General features: G+C 68.2%; 17 protein-coding genes. 3 read left to right on the top strand and 14 right to left on the bottom strand.

From position 1 onward, the window contains the following. From ACZ54P_RS22615 to ACZ54P_RS22555, 13 genes are all read right to left on the bottom strand, one after another. On the bottom strand, positions 1-495 hold the full coding sequence (locus ACZ54P_RS22615) for a hypothetical protein (RefSeq protein WP_465463535.1): 495 nt from the start codon (positions 493-495) through the stop codon (positions 1-3). After that, positions 492-980 (bottom strand): hypothetical protein, encoded by a 489-nt coding sequence (locus ACZ54P_RS22610; protein ID WP_465463534.1) that lies wholly within the window; start codon positions 978-980, stop codon positions 492-494. Before ACZ54P_RS22610 ends, ACZ54P_RS22615 begins: the two co-directional genes overlap by 4 nt. Further along, positions 980-2,215, bottom strand: a complete 1,236-nt coding sequence (locus tag ACZ54P_RS22605) for an MCE family protein (RefSeq protein ID WP_465463533.1) — start codon at positions 2,213-2,215, stop codon at positions 980-982. Before ACZ54P_RS22605 ends, ACZ54P_RS22610 begins: the two co-directional genes overlap by 1 nt. Then, positions 2,212-3,417: an MCE family protein gene (locus ACZ54P_RS22600; RefSeq protein ID WP_465463532.1), complete on the bottom strand. Its 1,206-nt coding sequence runs from the start codon at positions 3,415-3,417 to the stop codon at positions 2,212-2,214. The genes ACZ54P_RS22605 and ACZ54P_RS22600 overlap by 4 nt, the downstream gene beginning before the upstream one ends. Beyond that, on the bottom strand, positions 3,414-4,604 hold the full coding sequence (locus ACZ54P_RS22595; RefSeq protein ID WP_465463531.1) for an MCE family protein: 1,191 nt from the start codon (positions 4,602-4,604) through the stop codon (positions 3,414-3,416). The genes ACZ54P_RS22600 and ACZ54P_RS22595 overlap by 4 nt, the downstream gene beginning before the upstream one ends. Next, positions 4,601-5,632, bottom strand: a complete 1,032-nt coding sequence (locus ACZ54P_RS22590; RefSeq protein WP_465463530.1) for an MCE family protein — start codon at positions 5,630-5,632, stop codon at positions 4,601-4,603. The genes ACZ54P_RS22595 and ACZ54P_RS22590 overlap by 4 nt, the downstream gene beginning before the upstream one ends. After that, positions 5,629-6,666, bottom strand: a complete 1,038-nt coding sequence (locus tag ACZ54P_RS22585; RefSeq protein ID WP_465463529.1) for an MCE family protein — start codon at positions 6,664-6,666, stop codon at positions 5,629-5,631. Before ACZ54P_RS22585 ends, ACZ54P_RS22590 begins: the two co-directional genes overlap by 4 nt. A gap of 343 nt (positions 6,667-7,009) precedes the next feature. Continuing rightward, on the bottom strand, positions 7,010-8,326 hold the full coding sequence (locus ACZ54P_RS22580; protein ID WP_465463528.1) for an MCE family protein: 1,317 nt from the start codon (positions 8,324-8,326) through the stop codon (positions 7,010-7,012). Next, positions 8,323-9,171: an MlaE family ABC transporter permease gene (locus ACZ54P_RS22575; RefSeq protein ID WP_465463527.1), complete on the bottom strand. Its 849-nt coding sequence runs from the start codon at positions 9,169-9,171 to the stop codon at positions 8,323-8,325. Before ACZ54P_RS22575 ends, ACZ54P_RS22580 begins: the two co-directional genes overlap by 4 nt. Position 9,172: 1 nt before the next feature. Continuing rightward, positions 9,173-9,958, bottom strand: coding sequence for an MlaE family ABC transporter permease (locus tag ACZ54P_RS22570; protein WP_465463526.1), 786 nt, complete (start codon positions 9,956-9,958; stop codon positions 9,173-9,175). 91 nt (positions 9,959-10,049) lie between these two features. Further along, positions 10,050-10,811: a glucose 1-dehydrogenase gene (locus ACZ54P_RS22565; protein WP_465463525.1), complete on the bottom strand. Its 762-nt coding sequence runs from the start codon at positions 10,809-10,811 to the stop codon at positions 10,050-10,052. Positions 10,812-10,829: 18 nt separating this feature from the next. Then, entirely contained in the window at positions 10,830-11,714 is an 885-nt protein-coding gene (locus ACZ54P_RS22560) for a 3-oxoacyl-ACP reductase (protein ID WP_465463524.1), read from the bottom strand. Positions 11,715-11,785: 71 nt separating this feature from the next. Next, positions 11,786-11,977, bottom strand: coding sequence for a ferredoxin (locus ACZ54P_RS22555; protein ID WP_465463523.1), 192 nt, complete (start codon positions 11,975-11,977; stop codon positions 11,786-11,788). Positions 11,978-12,080: 103 nt separating this feature from the next. Between ACZ54P_RS22555 and ACZ54P_RS22550 the strand changes: the two genes are divergently transcribed. From ACZ54P_RS22550 to ACZ54P_RS22540, 3 genes are read left to right on the top strand one after another with little or no spacing between them, the layout of a single operon-like run. Then, entirely contained in the window at positions 12,081-13,262 is a 1,182-nt protein-coding gene (locus ACZ54P_RS22550) for an acyl-CoA dehydrogenase family protein (protein ID WP_465463522.1), read from the top strand. A 20-nt stretch (positions 13,263-13,282) separates the two neighbouring features. After that, positions 13,283-14,356 carry an acyl-CoA dehydrogenase family protein gene (locus ACZ54P_RS22545; protein WP_465463521.1) on the top strand — a complete coding sequence of 358 codons (1,074 nt, stop codon included), beginning with the start codon at positions 13,283-13,285 and terminating at the stop codon, positions 14,354-14,356. Beyond that, positions 14,353-15,861: a long-chain-fatty-acid--CoA ligase gene (locus ACZ54P_RS22540; protein WP_465463520.1), complete on the top strand. Its 1,509-nt coding sequence runs from the start codon at positions 14,353-14,355 to the stop codon at positions 15,859-15,861. The genes ACZ54P_RS22545 and ACZ54P_RS22540 overlap by 4 nt, the downstream gene beginning before the upstream one ends. Here the strand turns inward: ACZ54P_RS22540 and ACZ54P_RS22535 are convergent. Beyond that, positions 15,858-16,403: a helix-turn-helix transcriptional regulator gene (locus ACZ54P_RS22535; protein WP_465463519.1), complete on the bottom strand. Its 546-nt coding sequence runs from the start codon at positions 16,401-16,403 to the stop codon at positions 15,858-15,860. The genes ACZ54P_RS22540 and ACZ54P_RS22535 overlap by 4 nt on opposite strands. Between the last annotated feature and the right edge of the window lie 107 nt (positions 16,404-16,510).

Here is a 16,510-nt window from a genome sequence, read left to right as displayed (position 1 = left end):
TCAAAGCGGGGTCAGCCGCGAGATCTTCCACCGGCCGTCGATCCGCTGAGCGGTGACCGAAAGCTGCGATACCGACGACTGCGGGGCACCGCCGTCCGCGGTGAGCGTCTGCTGATCGAGGAACAACAGCACTTCCGCGCGGTCGCCGCGCAACGACCGGACACCGAGCGAACGGACCGTCGTCGTGCGCACCAGTTTCTGTTCCTCGGCCCGTTTGCGCGCCGACGCGAACTGATCCCGGTATTGCCCGGTCGCTTCGCCGGTCAGCACGTCGGCCGCGGCCCGTTCGGTCCGCGCGAGATTGCTGTAGTCGTAGGAGAACACGGCCTTCACGCCGGCACCGACCTGGTCGGCGACCTCGGCGGTGGCGGCCTGGTCCACGAGCGCCGCGTTGCCGTCCGAGCCCAGCGACGACGCCTGGATCCCGGACCACACCGCGCAGCCGGTGGCCAGCACGATGATCGCGATCAGGAGCCGCGGTGCGCGCCCGGTCACGAGCCCGCCGCCTGCACCGCGCTGACCTTCCAGCCGTCCTCGGCCCGCTGGTAGTCCACGGTCAGCCTGCTCACCTTGGGTACGGCGGAGCCACCGCCGGTGCTGATCTTCACGTCCAGCACGGCCATCAGCCGCGCCGTTCCGGCGACGACGTCGAGTTCGGTCACCGCGGCTTGTTTCAGCTTGGCCGTCGCCACCGTCTTGCCGGTGTTCGCCCGGTCGATCTGGAGCTGCCGGTCACCGGCGAGGTCCTTGCCGAGCCGCCCGGTGGCGACGCCGAGCCAGCGGTCGACGTCCTGGGCGCCGGTGCGGTAGTCGATCGTGTTGAGCACCTCGAGCTGGCCGGAGGCCGCGGTGAGGACGGCCTCGCGTTCCCGGCCGCGCGCGAGACCGTCGTCCCGCGCGGCGCTCCACCACGACCAGCCGAACCAGGCGGCGGTGAGGAGCGCGACGACAGTGCCGACAGCGAGGGCCCGGGTCAGCACTACTTACCGCCCAGCAACGCGCCCAGCCCGCCGGGTCCGGAGCCGGTGAGCAAGCTCAGCACCCCGGGCAGCTGCGCGGATTCCGCCGCCTGCGGGGTCTGCTTCGGACGTTCCGGGACCGCGGGCGGCTTCCCGGCGTACGGGGCGTTCTGCGAGCCTCGCACGCCTGTGGGGCTTCCCGGCGGCTCGGCGCAGTAGGCCTGGGTGTTCACCGGTGCCTCGGTGAGGTCGTTGGCGGGACGCTGTTTCGTGCCCTCGTAGCCCTTCGTGCACGACGCCGGGTCGAAGAAGTTGAACACCACCCCGAGATGGCCGGTGCCGTCCGGCGACGTCGAGCGCGAGAACGCCGAAATGATCGGGTACGCCACGAGAAGTTCCTCGATCGCGTCTGTCCGGGCGGAGGTGATCTGGGCGGTGGTGAGCGTGTTCGCGAACAGCACCCCGAGGTCGGTCCCCGACACCGCGAGCACGTCGCTGATCTGACGGCTCAGCTTCGGTGCTTCGTCGATCACCCGCCGCAGATCGGGGTCGGACGTCTTCAGCTGCGCGGCGATCGTCTTGAGCCCGCTGGAGAACCTCGTGATGTTGTCCGCCTGCCGCTGCTGGGTGTCCAGCACCGTCCGCGAACTGGCGAGCAGGCCCTGGGTGTCGGGCAGGTACTGCGTCGCCGTCGCGGTGAGCGAACCGGTGCTGTCGAGCAGCTGCCGCAGCTCCGGTCCGGCGTCGGCGAACGCCTCGTAGGTCTCGTCGACGACGGTCTTCAACGATTCCGGTTTCACACTCGACACCAGTTTGTCCAGATTGGACAGTACGGTGTCCGGGGCGAGCGGGATCGACGTCTTGTCCCGCTTGATGACCGAACCCTCGGCGAGGTACGGCCCGTTTTCGTGCATGGGCAGCAGATCGACGTACTGCTCCCCCACCGCCGACCGGTTCGCGACCGCGGCCTTCGTGTCCGCCGGGATCTCCGGCGCCCCCGAATCGATGTCGAGGCCGAGGTCGATGCCGTGTTCGGTGAGCGTCATCGACGCGACCTTGCCGACCGCGACACCGCGATAGGAGACCTCGGCGTTGACGAAGATCCCGCCGGAGTCCACCAGTTGCGCGGTGACGAGGTAGCCGCGGGTGCCGAAGAGCCGGTCCAGCCCGGCGTACTTGCCACCCGCGTAGACGACCGACACGACCGCGATGACGAAGAACGCGGCCAGCTGGATCCTGGTCTTGCGCGTGCTCACCGGCCACCTCCCAGCAGCGGCCCGAGTATCCCGCCGAGCACGCCGCCCAAGACATCCCCTTGAGGCGTCTGAGGAGCCTGCGGGAGATCGCCGGTGGGCAGCGGCAGCACCGGTGGCGCCGCCCCGTTGCCGAACGGGATCGCCCCGGGTGTGCCGGTGCCCTTGTTCCCCGGCAGCTGGATGATCGGCTGCGACGAGTTGTTCATGTTCTCCAGGAAGGTGTCCAGGTTCAGGTCGATCTTGGCGTCCACGTTGGCGTAGTCGCCCTTGATCACGTTGCCCGCGTAGTCGGGGAACGGGTAGGTGAGCAGGATCCGCAGCGCGGTCGGCAGGTCCTGGCCCGCCTCGGTCAGCTTGTGCAGCGTCGGCTGCAACGCACGGAGGTTCGCCACCAGCTGGTCACGGCTGGCCTTGATCGTGTCGGTCGCGACCCCGGACAGCGTGTTCAGCGACTGCAGCATGCCGACGAGCTGATCCCGTTGTTCGGTCACGATCTTGAGCCCCGGCGAGAGGTTGTCGAGCGCGTTGGTCAGGTTCTGCGTCTGCCCGACCAGGGTTTTGGACAGCTTGTCGAGGCCGTCGATGGCCCGCAGGATCTCGCCCTTGTGCCCGTCGAGTTCCGTGGCCAGTTTGTCCACTTGGGACAGCAGCGAGCGGACCTCGGCCTCGTTGCCGGTGAGGGCGTCGTTGAGTTCGCGGCTGATCTTCTGGATCTGCTCGACGCCACCGCCGTTGAGCAGCAGGGAAAGCGCGCCGAGGACCTCCTCGACCTCGGGGTTGCGGTTGGTGCGGTCCAACGGGATCTTGGCGCCCTCGACGAGGGATCCTTCGGGTTTCTCGGGGGCGTGCAGATCGACGAACTTCTCCCCCAGCAGACTCGACTGGCGCAGTTCGGCGCGCGCGTTCGCGGGCAGCGCGATGTCGCCGTTGACGACCATGTTCACCCACGCCGACCGCGTATCCCGGGCGAGCTCGATGTTCTCGACCCGGCCGACCGGGACGTCGTTGACCTTCACACTCGCCTGGGGAACGAGGTCGAGGACGTCGGAGAACTGCGCGGAGAGCCGGTACGGGTGATCGCCGAGATCCGCGCCACCGGGCAGCGGGGTGTTGTACAGCCCCGAAAAGCCGCCGTCACTACAGCCGGCCAGCACCAGGACACCTGCCATCACCGCCGCGATCTTCTGCCGTTGGCGCCTCATTTCGGGACTCCCTTGGTGAGGACGTCGACCAGGGGCAGCGGCAGCGGCGGCAGTTCGCCGTTCTGCAGCGACGCCAGCACCTGCGGGACCGACGGGAGCTTCAACGTGCCGTCGAGGACCGGCGCGAGCTGCTTGCAGATGTTCCCCAGCGTGTCCGGGATCGGTTTGGGCGTGCCCGCGCTGATCAGCCGGCAGACGGTGAGGATCGGCGGATGCGTCAGCTCGTTCAGGTTGTCCCGCACGGCGATCGTGCCCGACGCCGCGTCGTAGGAGTTGATGAAGTTGGTCGCCCCGGTCGGCGCGATGTCGATCACTTCGGCGAGTGAGGCGCGCTGGTCCACGAGCACCTTCGTCAGCCCGGCCAATTTGTCCACATTGGACGAGAGGAGGTCCTTGTTCTCCGCGACGAACTTCTCGACGTCGCCCATCGCCGTCGCCAGGGACGTCAGCGCGGCACCCACGTCGGCGGAGTCCGCGGCCAGGAAACCGCTGACGTCGGCGGCACGGCGGTAGAACTCGTTGAGCTGCTGGTCGCTTTCGGCCAGGGCGCTGGTGAACGAGTTCAGGTTCTGCACCGTGCCGAACAGGTCACCCTTGGCACCATCGAGGGTCTTGGCCAGTTCGGACAGTCGCGTCACCGTGGTGTTGAGGTTCTTCCCGTTGCCGCCGAGGTTCGCCGCCGCGGTGTCGAGCACATCGGACAGTGCGCCGTTCTTGTTGGCACCGTTGGGTCCCAGGCTCGTCGAGAGTTTGTCGAGGCTCGTGTAGAGGTCGTCGAGTTCGGCCGGGGTCGCCGTCTTCTCCTTGGTGATCACCGTGCCCGCGGCCATTTCGGGGCCGCTTTCGTACGCCGGGGTGAGCTGCACGTACCGGTCGCTCACCAGGCTCGGCGCGACGACGACGGCACCCGCGTCGGCCGGGATCGGGGTGTCGCCGTCGATCCGCATGTCGACCCGGACCGCTTCGCCCTGCGGCGTGACCCCGGTGATCTCGCCGACCTTCACCCCGAGGACCCGTACCGAAGATCCCGCGTAGAGCCCCACGGTCTTCCCGAAGTACGCGCTGATCTTCGTCCCGCCCGTGTCCCTGAACACCAGCCAGAGGCCGGCGGTCAAGATCAATACGAGAACGCAGGCCAAGGCGACCCATGTGTAGAGCGTGCGCCCGGTGCGCGTGTGGATGGTCATCGGCCGCCCACCCCCTGGTTCGGCGCCGCGATCGGCGGGGTGCAGCCCTCCGGGTTGACCTGGAACGCGCCGGCGATGATCGTCGGCGGCAGCAACCCGCACAGGTAGCCCTCGAACCAGCGCCCGTTGCCGGTCGCGTTGGCGCCGACGCGGGCGAACGGGGCCATCAACGCGAGGCTGCGGCTGAGGTTGTCCTGGTTACGTCGCAGGATGTCGGTGACCTTGCCGAGTTTCTCCAGCGTCGGCTTCAGCTGCTGCCGGTTGTCGGCGACGAGCCCGGACAGCTGCGCCGAAACCTGTTGTGTGCCCTTGAGCAACGTGCTGATCGCGTCCTTCCGGTTCTGCAGTTCGGCGAGCAGGAGATTGCCGTCGTCGAGAATCCGCTTCAGCTGGGCGTTGCGGTCGGACAGCGTCTTGGACACCTTGCTGGTGTTGGCCAGCAACGTCTTCAAGTCACCATCACGCGAAGAAACCGTCTTGGACAACGAAGACAGCCCGCCCAGCGCGTCCTTGAGATACTGCGGGCTGTCCTTGAGCGCGTCCGAGAGCACGGTGAAACTCGTCGCCAGCTGCGCGGTGTCGATTTCGCCGACCGTGCCGGACAGCTGCTGGAACGCGTCCTGCAGTTCGAACGGCGTCCGCGTGCGATCGAGCCCGATGGTCGCGTTCGGATCCTGATCGCCGGTGCCTTTCGGCGCCAGCGCCAGGAACTTCTCGCCCAGCAACGTCTTGATCTCGATCGAGGCGGCGGTGGCGTCGCCGACGCGGACGTCCTTCACCCGGAACTTCACCAGCACCTTCTTGCCTGCCAGCTCGACCGAGGTGACCTGGCCGACCTTGACCCCGGCGACCTGGACCTCGTTGTCCGGCGCCAATCCGGCCGATTCGCCGAAGTACGCCGAGTACGTCGTCCCGCTGCCGAACAGCGGGATCCGGTCGGAGAAGTACGTCGTCATCGTGATCAAGACGATCAGGACCAAGGCGGCTCCACCGACCATGGCCTGATTGCGTTCCTTGAGCGGCTTCACGGCCCGCACCTCTCCGGTCGCTGCGTGCCGGGCAGCGGCGTGATCGGCAGTTCGATGTCGAGCGATTTGATGCCGATGCTGCCGGAGATCCCGCACAGGTAGTAGTTGAACCAGCTGCCGTAGCTCAGCGTCCTGGTGAACTTCTGCAGGTTGCCCGGCAGCACCTGCAGGAGATGGTCGATCAGCTGTTCCGAATCACCGAGGTTCTGCGACAGCGCGCCGAGCTGCGCGACATCGTCCTTGAGCGCGGGACGCGCGTCGGCGAGCAGGCCCGTGGTCGCGACGGTGAGATCGCCCAGCGCCTTGACCGCCTCACCGATCGGCTGCCGCTGCTCGGCGAGCCCGGTGACCAGCCGCTGGGTCTGGTCGATCAGTTCGCCCAGGTGCGGCGAACGCCTTTCGACGGTGCCGAGCACGGTGTTGAGGTTCGCGATGACGTCACCGATGATCTTGTCCTTGCCCGCGATGGCCGACGTGACCGACGCGGTGTGCGCGAGCAGGCTGGTGATCGTGCCGCCCTCGCCCTGGAACACCTGGATGATCTCGTGAGAGAGCTTGTTGACGTCCTCGGGGTTCAGCGCGCGGAAGAGCGGTTTGAACCCGTTGAAGAGCACGGTCAGGTTCAGCGCCGGTTTGGTGCGCTCGGGCGGGATGATCCCGCCGCGCGGCAACGATTCCTTGTCGCCGATGTCCGTGCCGAGCGAGAGATACCGCTGCCCGACCAGGTTGCGGTACTTGATGGTCGCGGTCACCGACGCCGGCAACCGGTGCGCGGTCTGGACGTCGAAGTGGACCTGGGCGAGGTTCCGTTCGCCCCCTTCGATCTCGATCTCGCCGACCTGCCCGACCTTCACGCCGACGATGCGGACGTCGTCGCCTTCCTTGAGCCCGGAGGCGTCGGTGAACTTGGCGACGTAGCCCGACGTCTCGCCGAAGTTGGTGTTCGCGATGGTGGCGCCGAGGATCGCGGTGAGCAGCACGGTCACCACCGCGAAGATCAGGATCTTGACCAGATCCGGGACGAAGGACCTCATCGGACCGCCCTCCCGCCTCGTGAGTGGTAATGACGGTTAGAACCGTCATTACCACTCACGAGCGCCCATACCCACCGGTCTCCCCCGGCCGTCGCGGGCCGAGGCGCCATGGCCGTGTCGGACGCGGCGATGGGCCCCTTCAGCCTCGCCTCGCTCCAGGGGGTCGTGAGTGGCGATTCGGGTTCTAACCCGAATCGCCACTCACGACCAACGCGCCCCACCGCCGACCGCGAGGCCGAACAGCTCCCGCGCCCGAAGCGGCCGTCTGTGAAGGCCTCCTTCCCTACGCTCAAGGTAGGGAAGGAGGCCTTCACGGCCCCGGAACCGGGGTTCGACTCGCAGCTCATCGCAGCTCCACCTCGGCTCCCCGGTACAGCGGCCCGACCAGCAGGCTGCCCCAGTTCGGCACCTGGTCCGGCGTCGTGCCCATCGCCGGTGACACGAGCAGGTCGATCAGTCGTCGCTCGTCCGCCGTGTTCACCACCGAACCACCCGCGCTCCCGCCTGAGGGCAGCCTGCCGTCCGGGTCGCGCGGCGGCGCCGGTTTGGACGACCCGTCGGCGATCGCGCCGTCCGGCGGATACTGCGGCCAGCGGCCCGGCGGCGGCACCTGCGGATAGCACCGAGGGCCGCGTTTGTCGTCGTACTTCGGTTCGTCGACCCCGGGCAGGTACTTGCCGCGGCTCGGCGTGAATTCGATGGTCACCCGGCTGACCTCGGGATGCGCGGTGCCCTTGCCGAACGCGAGTTCCGCGCGCGGCACCGATTCGGCCAGTTGCTTGAGCAGGCAGGGGTACTCCGGCGCGTACTTCGCGAGGACGTCCAGCGTGGGCTGCAGGTTGGTGGTGAGGCGGATCAGGTTGTCCTGATTGACCTTCAGGAAGCTCGTGAGATCGAGCGAAGCCGCGGTCACCGTCGAGTAGACGTCGGCGAGCCCGCGCTGGCTCTCGACCAGGGTCTTGCTCGTCGTGGTCAGATCCGACAGCGCGGCCAGCAGATCCGGCGCGGCTTTGTCGTAGATCGCGGCGGCGTTGGCCAGTCCGGTGATGTCGGCCTTGAGGTCGGGCAGCGACGGGTTCACTTTCCCGAGATAGTCCGAAAGGCCCGCCAGAGTGGTGCCGAGCTGCTTGCCCTGACCGTCCAAAGCGGACGCGACGGCGTTGAGCGTGCTGGCCATCTTCTCCGGCTGCACGGCCTGCAGCAGCGGCATGACGTTGCCGAGCACGGTTTCCAGCTCGATCGCGCTGCTGCTGCGGTCCTGCGGGATGACGTCGCCCTCGGTGATGTGCCGGTCCGGCTTGTCGGGGATCTGCAAGGCGACATAGCGCTCACCGAACAACGTCTTCGGCAGCAACCGCGCGGACACGTTGGCCGGGATGACCGGCGTCTTGTCCGGTTGCAGCGCCAGTTCCATCGTGGCGCGGTCGCCGTGCGCCTGGATCGTCCGTACCTCGCCGACGACCATCCCGCGCACCTTGACGTCCGCGCCCTCGCGCATCTGGTTGCCGATGCGGTCGGTCTCCAGTTTCACCAGGGTCACCGTGGTGAAGGCCTTCTCGTAGAAGGCGATGGTGGTGACGAAGAACAGCACGACCACCACGAGGAAGATCAGGCCCAGCACCTGGTGCCGGAGCCGCTGCAGCAGAAGCCTCCTGTTCACCCGGAAATCCTCACCGTCGTCGTAGCGCCCCAGATCGCGAGGCTCAGGAAGAAGTCGAGTACCGAGATCAGCACGATCGACGTCCGCACCGCGCGGCCGACCGCGATCCCGACCCCGGCGGGCCCACCGCTGGCGGTATAGCCGTAGTAGCAATGGGAAAGGATGATGAGCACGCTGAAGACGATCACCTTGAGGAACGACCACAGCACGTCTTCGGGCGGCAGGAACAGCGTGAAGTAGTGGTCGTAGGTGCCCGCGGACTGGCCGTAGAGCCAGATCGTGATCTGCCGCGAGGCCAGATAGGACGAGAGCAGGCCGACGGCGTAGAGCGGGATGACCGCGGTGACGCCGGCGATCACCCGCGTCGTCACCAGGTACGGCAGGCTCGGCACGCCCATCACTTCGAGCGCGTCGATCTCCTCGGAGATCTTCATCGCGCCCAGTTGCGCGGTGAACCCGCAGCCGACGGTGGCCGAGAGCGCGAGCCCGGCCGAAAGCGGCGCGACCTCGCGAGTGTTGAAATAGGCCGAGATGAACCCGGTCAGCGCGGCGGTCCCGAGCTGGTTCAGCGCCGAATAGCCTTGCATGCCGACGATGAGCCCGGTGAACAGCGTCATCCCGATCATCACGCCGAGCGTCCCGCCGATCACCGCGAGCGCGCCGGTGCCGAAGCTGACCTCGGTCAGCAGGCGGAAGACCTCACGGCGGTAGCGCCGGATCGTGCGCGGTGTCCAGGCCAGCGCCCGGAAGTAGAACGACAGCTGACCGCCGAAGCCTTCCAGCATCGCTCCGGGACGCGCGATGATCTCGAGCGTCCGATCCGAAACAGCGGGTTCGCCTGCCATGTCACATCGCCTTCGGCGGCACGATCCGCAGGTAGATCGCCGTCAGCACGACGTTGATGAGGAACAGCAGCAGGAAGGTGATGACCACGGCCTGGTTCACCGCGTCGCCGACGCCTTTCGGCCCGCCCGCCGGATTCAGTCCGCGGAAGGCCGCGACCACGCCGGCGACGAAACCGTAGAGCAGCGCCTTGATCTCGCTGACCCACAGATCCGGCACCTGGGCCAGGGCGTTGAAGCTGGCGAGATACGCGCCGGGGGTCCCGCCCTGCATGACGACGTTGAAGAAGTAGCCGCCGAGTACGCCGACGACACTGACCAAACCGTTCAGCAGCACCGAAACCACGATCGCGGCGAGGACGCGGGGCACGATCAGGCGCTGGATCGGGTTGACCCCGAGTACCTCCATCGCGTCGATCTCTTCGCGGATCTTGCGGGCGCCGATGTCGGCGCAGACCGCGCTCCCGCCGGCGCCCGCCACCAGCAGCGCGGTGATCAGTGGGCTGGCCTGCTGGACGATGGCGAGCGCGCTGGCGGCGCCGGTGAACGACTGCGCGCCGATCTGCTGGGTCAGCGATCCCAGTTGCAGCGCGATGACCGCGCCGAACGGGATCGCCACCAGCGCCGTCGGCAGGATGGTGACACTGGCGAAGAACCAGCACTGCTGGATCCACTCGCGGAACTGGAACGGGCGTTTGAAGATCGCGCGCAGGACCTCCCACGACAGGGTCGCGAGTTTGCCGACCTGGGTGAGCGCACCCGTACCCGGGACGGACACCGACGCGTTCACAGAACCTCCCAGTAGCCTGCCCCGAGTCTTACTCCACCTGTCAACGCACCGATGCGTTAGCGGTGTTCACTTTGCTCTCGGCACCTCCGCGTCAAAACTTGAGCGCGTGGGTCGCGGTCGCGCCGCCATCGGCGACGAACTCGGCACCCGTGCTGTACGAACTTTCGTCACTGGCCAGGAACAACACCAGTTTCGCGATGTCCTCCGGCTGCCCGACCCGGCCCAGCGCGACCTTTTTGCCCACCCACGACATGTCGACTTTCTGCCCGCCCGCCGCCGCGGCGACCATCGGCGTGTCGATCGCGCCGGGGTGCACGGAGTTGACACGGATGTTCTTCGCGCCGAGTTCGAGCGCCGCGACCTTGGTCATCCCGCGGATCGCGAACTTGCTCGCGGTGTAGGCGACGAGGAACGGCATTCCGGCGAGGCCTTCCACGGAGGACACGTTGACGATGGAGCCGCCACCGGCCCCGGTCATCGGTTCAACGACCGAACGCATCCCGAGAAACGCCCCGATCTGGTTGACCCGGATGACGCGTTCATAATCGGCCAGCGTGGTCTTGCCCAGCTCGGAGAAATGCAGGATGCCCGCGTTGTTGACCAGCACCGTCGGCGGGCCGAACTCGGTCTGGGTGCGCTGGATCGCCGTCTCCCACTCGGCCTCGTCACCGACGTCGAGATGCTGGTAGACGGCGGCTTCACCGAGATCGGCGGCGAGTTTCTTGCCGTCGAGGTCGTTGATGTCCGCGATCACCACCCGCGCGCCCTCGGCGACGAACAGCCGTGCGGCCGCTTCGCCTTGTCCCCCGGCCCCGCCGGTGATCAGCGCTACCTTGCCATCGAGCCTGCCCACTACATCATCTCCTACGGTCTACGGCAGCGACATGATCTCGGAAGCGGCGAACATGCGTTCCGGGTCGCGGTCGGCGAAGTAGCCGCCCACGGTGGTCACGAGTTCTTCGGTGGTCCAGGTGCCGTTGGCGGTGTCGAACCGCTGTTCCACCGACGGCGGCCGCATCAGCGCGACCATCCCGCCGTAGACGAGGAACACCTGACCGTTGACGCGGTCGGACTCGGGCGAGCAGAGGAACGTCACGAACGGCGCGACGTGGTCGACCGAGAGCGGGTCGACGCCTTCGGGTGCTTCGGCCCCGAACACGGCCTCGGTCATCGCGGTGCGGGCGCGTGGGCAGATCGCGTTGGCGCGGACGCCGTAGCGGGAGAGCCCGCGTGCCGTGGAGACGGTGAGCGCGGCGATCCCCGCCTTGGCCGCGCCGTAGTTCGGCTGGCCGGGGGCGCCGAGCAGGAACGACTCCGAAGCGGTGTTGACCACGCGGCCGTACACCGGCGCACCGTCCACTTTGGACTTGTCGCGCCAGTACGCCCCGGCGTTGCGGGAAAGCAGGAAATGCCCGCGCAGATGGACGCCGAGCACGGTGTCCCAATCGTCGTCGGACATCGAGAAGAGCATCCGATCGCGCAGCACACCCGCGTTGTTGACCAGGAGGTGGAGGCCGCCGAAGTGGTCGACGGCGGCGGTGAGCAGCGCGTCGGCCGTCGAGGACTCCGACACGTCACCGGTGACCGCGATCGCCTTGCCGCCCTCGGCCTCGATCTCGTCGGCCACCTCCCGTGCCGCGGCCGACACGTCGTTGACCACCACCGACGCTCCCGCCGCGGCCAGCGCCAGCGCCTCGGCCCGGCCGAGTCCCGCGCCGGCTCCGGTCACGATGGCCGTCTTGCCGTCCAAACTCACTCAAGGCCTCCTTGCCTCTCCGGACACAGTAGAATCTGTTCTTGGGGCATGCAAGCCCCAAATAAACGGTGCTAACCATATATGAGCAGCGCGTTTTTCGGGCAGCTCGCCACCGCTTGAGTAACACGTTCTACTTGGTTCTGCGGAACGTCAGTCGTCGCGAGGACCAGCTCCTCGTCCTCGTCGAGATCGAAGACCTCGGGCGCGAAGCCGACACAGATCGCGTTCGCCTCGCAGAGCGAGCGGTCGACGTCGATCTCCATATTCCCTCCTCGCCGCCACACCTGGTACAACTAGAACAGGTTCTACCTTACCGCCGCGAGCGGCCATGGCACCAGTAACGAGCACCGACGGCAGAGGTGACGGATGCGGATCGACTACACGCCGGAGCAGCGCGCACTGGCCGCGGAACTGCGGGAGTACTTCGCCGGGCTGATGACCCCCGAGCGCCGTGAAGCCCTGGCCGGAGACGGCGGCGAGTACGGCGACGGCTTGGTGTACAAGGAAATCGTGCGCGACCTCGGCCGCTCGGGCTGGCTCGCGATCGGCTGGCCGCGCGAGTACGGCGGGCAGGACCGGCCGATGCTCGACCAGCTCGTCTTCACCGACGAGGCGGCCGCGGCCGGGGTGCCCGTCCCCTTCCTCACGGTGAACACCGTCGGGCCGACCATCATGCGCTACGGCACCGAAGAACAGAAGGCGTTCTACCTGCCGAAGATCGCCGCCGGCGAGCTGCACTTCGCGATCGGCTACTCCGAACCGGGCGCGGGCACCGACCTGGCGTCGCTGCGCACCCGCGCCGTCCGCGACGGCGACGACTACGTGATCAACGGCCAGAAGATGTGGACGAGCCTGATCGAGTACGCCGACTACGTCTGGCTGGCCGCCCGCACCGACCCCGAAGCCCGCAAGCACAAGGGCCTCAGCATGCTGATCGTGCCGACGTCGGCACCGGGGTTCTCCTGGACGAAGGTGCGCACGGTCGCCGGGCCGGGCACGAGCGCCACCTACTACGACGACGTCCGCGTGCCCGTGACCTCCCGGGTCGCCGGGGAGAACGAGGGCTGGCCGCTCATCACGAACCAGCTCAACCACGAGCGGGTCGCGCTGACCTCGGCAGCGCCGATCCAGACGTCGTTGCGCGACGTGCGGACCTGGGCGCGGACGACCAAGCTGCCCGACGGCTCCCGCGTCATCGACGCACCCTGGGTACGGCTGCACCTGGCGCGGATCCACGCGCACGCGGAGTACCTGAAACTGCGGAACTGGCGCATCGCCTGGGCGGCGGCGAGCAGCGAACTGGGTCCCGCGGAAGCGTCGGCGACCAAGGTGTTCGGCACGGAGTTCGCGACCGAGGCGTACCGGTTGATGATGGAGATCCTCGGCGCGGGCGCCGTGGTCCGCGAGCACTCCCCCGGCGCGCTGCTGCGTGGCCGGATCGAACGGCTGCACCGGTCGTCGCTGATCCTCACCTTCGGCGGCGGCACCAACGAGATCCAGCGGGACATGATCGCCGCGACCGCGCTCGGCCTGCCCGTCACGCGCTAGCCCTGTCCTAGGAGGCATTGATGGACTTCACGCTCACCGAAGCGCAGCAGGATCTCGCGTCGCTGACGCGCCGGATCCTGACGGACAAGGTGACCCCGGAGATCCTGGGAGAACACGGTTCCGGCGGATTCAGCGCTCCATTGTGGACAGCTCTGGCGCAGGCGGGGGTGGTCGACGCCGCGCTGCCGCAGTCGGTCGGCGGTGGCGGGTTCGGGCTGCCGGAGCAGTGTTCCGTACTCGCCGAGATCGGGCGCGCGGTCGCGCCGGTCCCCTATCTGACATCGGTCGTCATGGGCGCTGCCGCGGTCGCGGAGTTCGGGGACGGGCGGCTGGCCGAACGCTGGATCGTCCCGGTGCTGCGTGGCGATCATGTCCTCGCCGTGGCGCTGCCGGACTACGGCGTTCCCTGCGGCTTCACCGCCGAGGCCGACGGTGACGGCTGGCGGCTGACCGGCGCGCAGACCGCGGTCCCGTTCGGCGCGTTCGCGCACGGGTTCCTCGTCGAGGCCGCCGTCGACGGCGGGCATCAGGTGTTCCTGCTCGACCGGGACTCGGTGACCGTGTCACCGCAACGGACCGTCGACCACGCCGACGCCGCGCTCGTCGAACTGTCCCGCGCGAAGGCCACGGCCTCGCTGGGCGACATCGGCGAATGGCTGCGGTTGCGCGCCACCATCGGCGTCTGCGCGCAGCAACTCGGCGTCGTCGAACGGGCGCTGGAACTGACCGCGGCGTACGCGCGGGAACGGAAGCAGTTCGACCACCTCATCGGGAGTTTCCAGGCGGTACGGCAGCGGCTCGCCGACGCCTACGTCGACGTCGAAGCCGTCCGGCTGACGTTGTGGCAGGCGGCCTGGCGGCTGAGCGAAGGACTTCCGGCGGCCGAGGAGGTCGCGACGGCGAAGTTCTGGGCGGCCGAGGCCGGGCACCGCGTCGCGCACACCGCCGTGCACGTCCACGGCGGAGTCGGCATCGACGTCGACCACACCCTGCACCGCTATTTCGTCGCGGCGAAGCGGCTCGAATTCACCCTCGGCGGGGCGACCGCGCAGTTGCGGGGGCTCGGCGATCTCCTGGCCGCGGATCCGGCATGACCCCCACGGTCACGGAACTCCTGCTCGCGCGGGCGGTGGACCGCTCGACCGGGCTGCTGTTCGAGGACCGGCGCTGGTCCTGGGCCGAGCACGTCGAGGCGTGCGCCGCTCACGCCGCCGCGCTCACCGGGATGCTGCGTCCGGGCGGGCATTTCGGGCTGCTGGCCGACAACGTCCCCGAGTTCTCGTTCCTGCTCGGCGGCGCGGCGCTCTCGGGGCACGTCCTGGTCGGCCTGAACTCGACGCGCCGGGGCGCGGCGCTGGCCCGCGACGTCGCGTTGGCCGACTGCGAACTGGTGTTCGCCGAGGAGAAGTACCTTCCACTCCTGTCCGAAACCGATGTCCCGGTGCTGCCCTTGGGCGACCTCGAACCGCGGCGGGAGCCGATCGTTCCCGTGGCCGCGAAACCCGAAGACCTGCTCATGCTGATCTTCACCTCCGGCACCAGCGGCGACCCGAAGGCCGTCCGGTGCACGCACGGCAAGATCGCCTATCCCGGCGAGATGCTGGCCTCCCGGTTCGGTCTGTCCACCCAGGACACGGTGTACGTGTCGATGCCGATGTTCCATTCCAACGCCATCATGGCCGGCTGGTCGGTCGGGCTCGCCGCGGGCGCGGGGATCGCACTGCGGCGACGGTTCTCCGCCTCCGGGTTCCTGCCGGACGTCCGGAAGTTCGGCGCGACGTACGCCAACTACGTCGGCAAGCCACTGTCCTATGTGCTCAGCACGCCCGAGCGGGACGACGACGCCGACAACCCGTTGAAACTGGTCTACGGCAACGAAGGGGCGGAGGCCGATCTCGCCGCGTTCGGCTCGCGCTTCGGCTGCCACGTGGTCGACGCGTTCGGTTCGACCGAGGGCGGGGTCAACTTCGGCCGGGACGCCACCACGCCGCCAGGTTCGCTCGGCCGCCTGCTCGATGGCGTCGCCGTCCTCGATCCGGAGACCGGAAAGCCTTGTCCTCCGGCGGAATTCGACGCGAACGGGAAGCTTCTCAACGCCGCCGAGGCGGTCGGCGAACTGGTCAATACCGGCGGCGCCGGCTTCTTCGCCGGGTACTACGGCGATCCGGCCGCCGAGGCCGAGCGGATGCGCGACGGGATGTACCACACCGGCGACCTGGGCTACCTCGACGCGGACGGCTACTGCTATTTCGCCGGGCGGCTCGGCGACTGGCTCCGCGTCGACGGTGAAAACCTCGGCACCGCCCCGATCGAACGCGCGCTGGTCCGGCATCCCGCCGTCCGCGAGGCCGCGGTGTACGGGGTGCCGGACCCCCGGGTGGGTGACCAGGTGATGGCCGCGCTGATCTGCCGGGCACCGCTCGACGCGGACGAGTTCGCCGCTTTCGTGGCGGTGCAAGGCGATCTCGGCCCGAAGCAGCGGCCGCGGTTCGTGCGGGTGGTCGACGAACTGCCGCGAACGGCGACACACAAGGTGCTCAAGCGGGAATTGGCGGCCGACGGGACCGCGGGAGCCTGGGAGGTGCGGTACCGGTACTAGACGCGCTTGCTCACGCGCCCGAGGCGGAATCCCAAGGCCATCCGCGAGGTGGTGCCGAACCGGCCGTGCAGCTCGGACACGATGGTGCGCACGGTCCTGCTGCTCATGCCGAGGCGGTTCGCGACCTGATGGTCCGTGGCTCCTTCCACCAACAGGTCCGCGACCTGCAGTTGCCGTCCCTTGAGGCAGGCGCCCTGTCCGGGCCCGCCGCCGAGCGGTCGCGACTCCGACCAGAGGACGTCGAAGAACTGGCCGCAGGGACCGACGAGCGGTGGGCGCAGCACCAGCGCGCCCGCGTGCAGGCTCGCCTCGTCGAGCGGCACGACCGCGTACCGGGCGTCGAAGACCAGCATGTGCCGCAAGGCTCCGCCGTACACCCTGATTTCGGTCTGCCTGTCCTTTTCGTGATGCCGCACCAGCTCACCGCCCGCCAGCCGCGAGTCGACCACCAGCCGCCTGCGTCCCGGGCTGAAGAGCATCGACTCCAGCAGCGCCGGATCACAGGCGTCCGTCCGGCCGCCGTCGGAAAGAATTCCGGACACGAGTTTGGTGGTTTCACAAAACCGTTCGATACGCCTGAGCGTATCACAGCGTCCTGACAGCACCTCCACGAATTCCAGTTGCCGAGTCAATTGGCCATCGGCCAGTC

The organism is Amycolatopsis sp. NPDC034160 (genome assembly GCF_055575355.1).
The sequence above is the reverse complement of the archived record's forward strand: the minus strand, read 5'-3'. Positions and strand labels throughout refer to the sequence as shown.

Excerpts from the sequence above, each read along its gene's own strand:
- ACZ54P_RS22585 (WP_465463529.1), bottom strand. The coding sequence starts at position 6,666 with ATGAGGTCCTTCGTCCCGGATCTGGTCAAGATCCTGATCTTCGCGGTG.
- ACZ54P_RS22575 (WP_465463527.1), bottom strand. The coding sequence starts at position 9,171 with ATGGCAGGCGAACCCGCTGTTTCGGATCGGACGCTCGAGATCATCGCG.
- ACZ54P_RS22545 (WP_465463521.1), top strand. The coding sequence starts at position 13,283 with ATGGACTTCACGCTCACCGAAGCGCAGCAGGATCTCGCGTCGCTGACG.
- ACZ54P_RS22550 (WP_465463522.1), top strand. The coding sequence starts at position 12,081 with ATGCGGATCGACTACACGCCGGAGCAGCGCGCACTGGCCGCGGAACTG.
- ACZ54P_RS22600 (WP_465463532.1), bottom strand. The coding sequence starts at position 3,417 with ATGAGGCGCCAACGGCAGAAGATCGCGGCGGTGATGGCAGGTGTCCTG.
- ACZ54P_RS22540 (WP_465463520.1), top strand. The coding sequence starts at position 14,353 with ATGACCCCCACGGTCACGGAACTCCTGCTCGCGCGGGCGGTGGACCGC.
- ACZ54P_RS22555 (WP_465463523.1), bottom strand. The coding sequence starts at position 11,977 with ATGGAGATCGACGTCGACCGCTCGCTCTGCGAGGCGAACGCGATCTGT.
- ACZ54P_RS22595 (WP_465463531.1), bottom strand. The coding sequence starts at position 4,604 with ATGACCATCCACACGCGCACCGGGCGCACGCTCTACACATGGGTCGCC.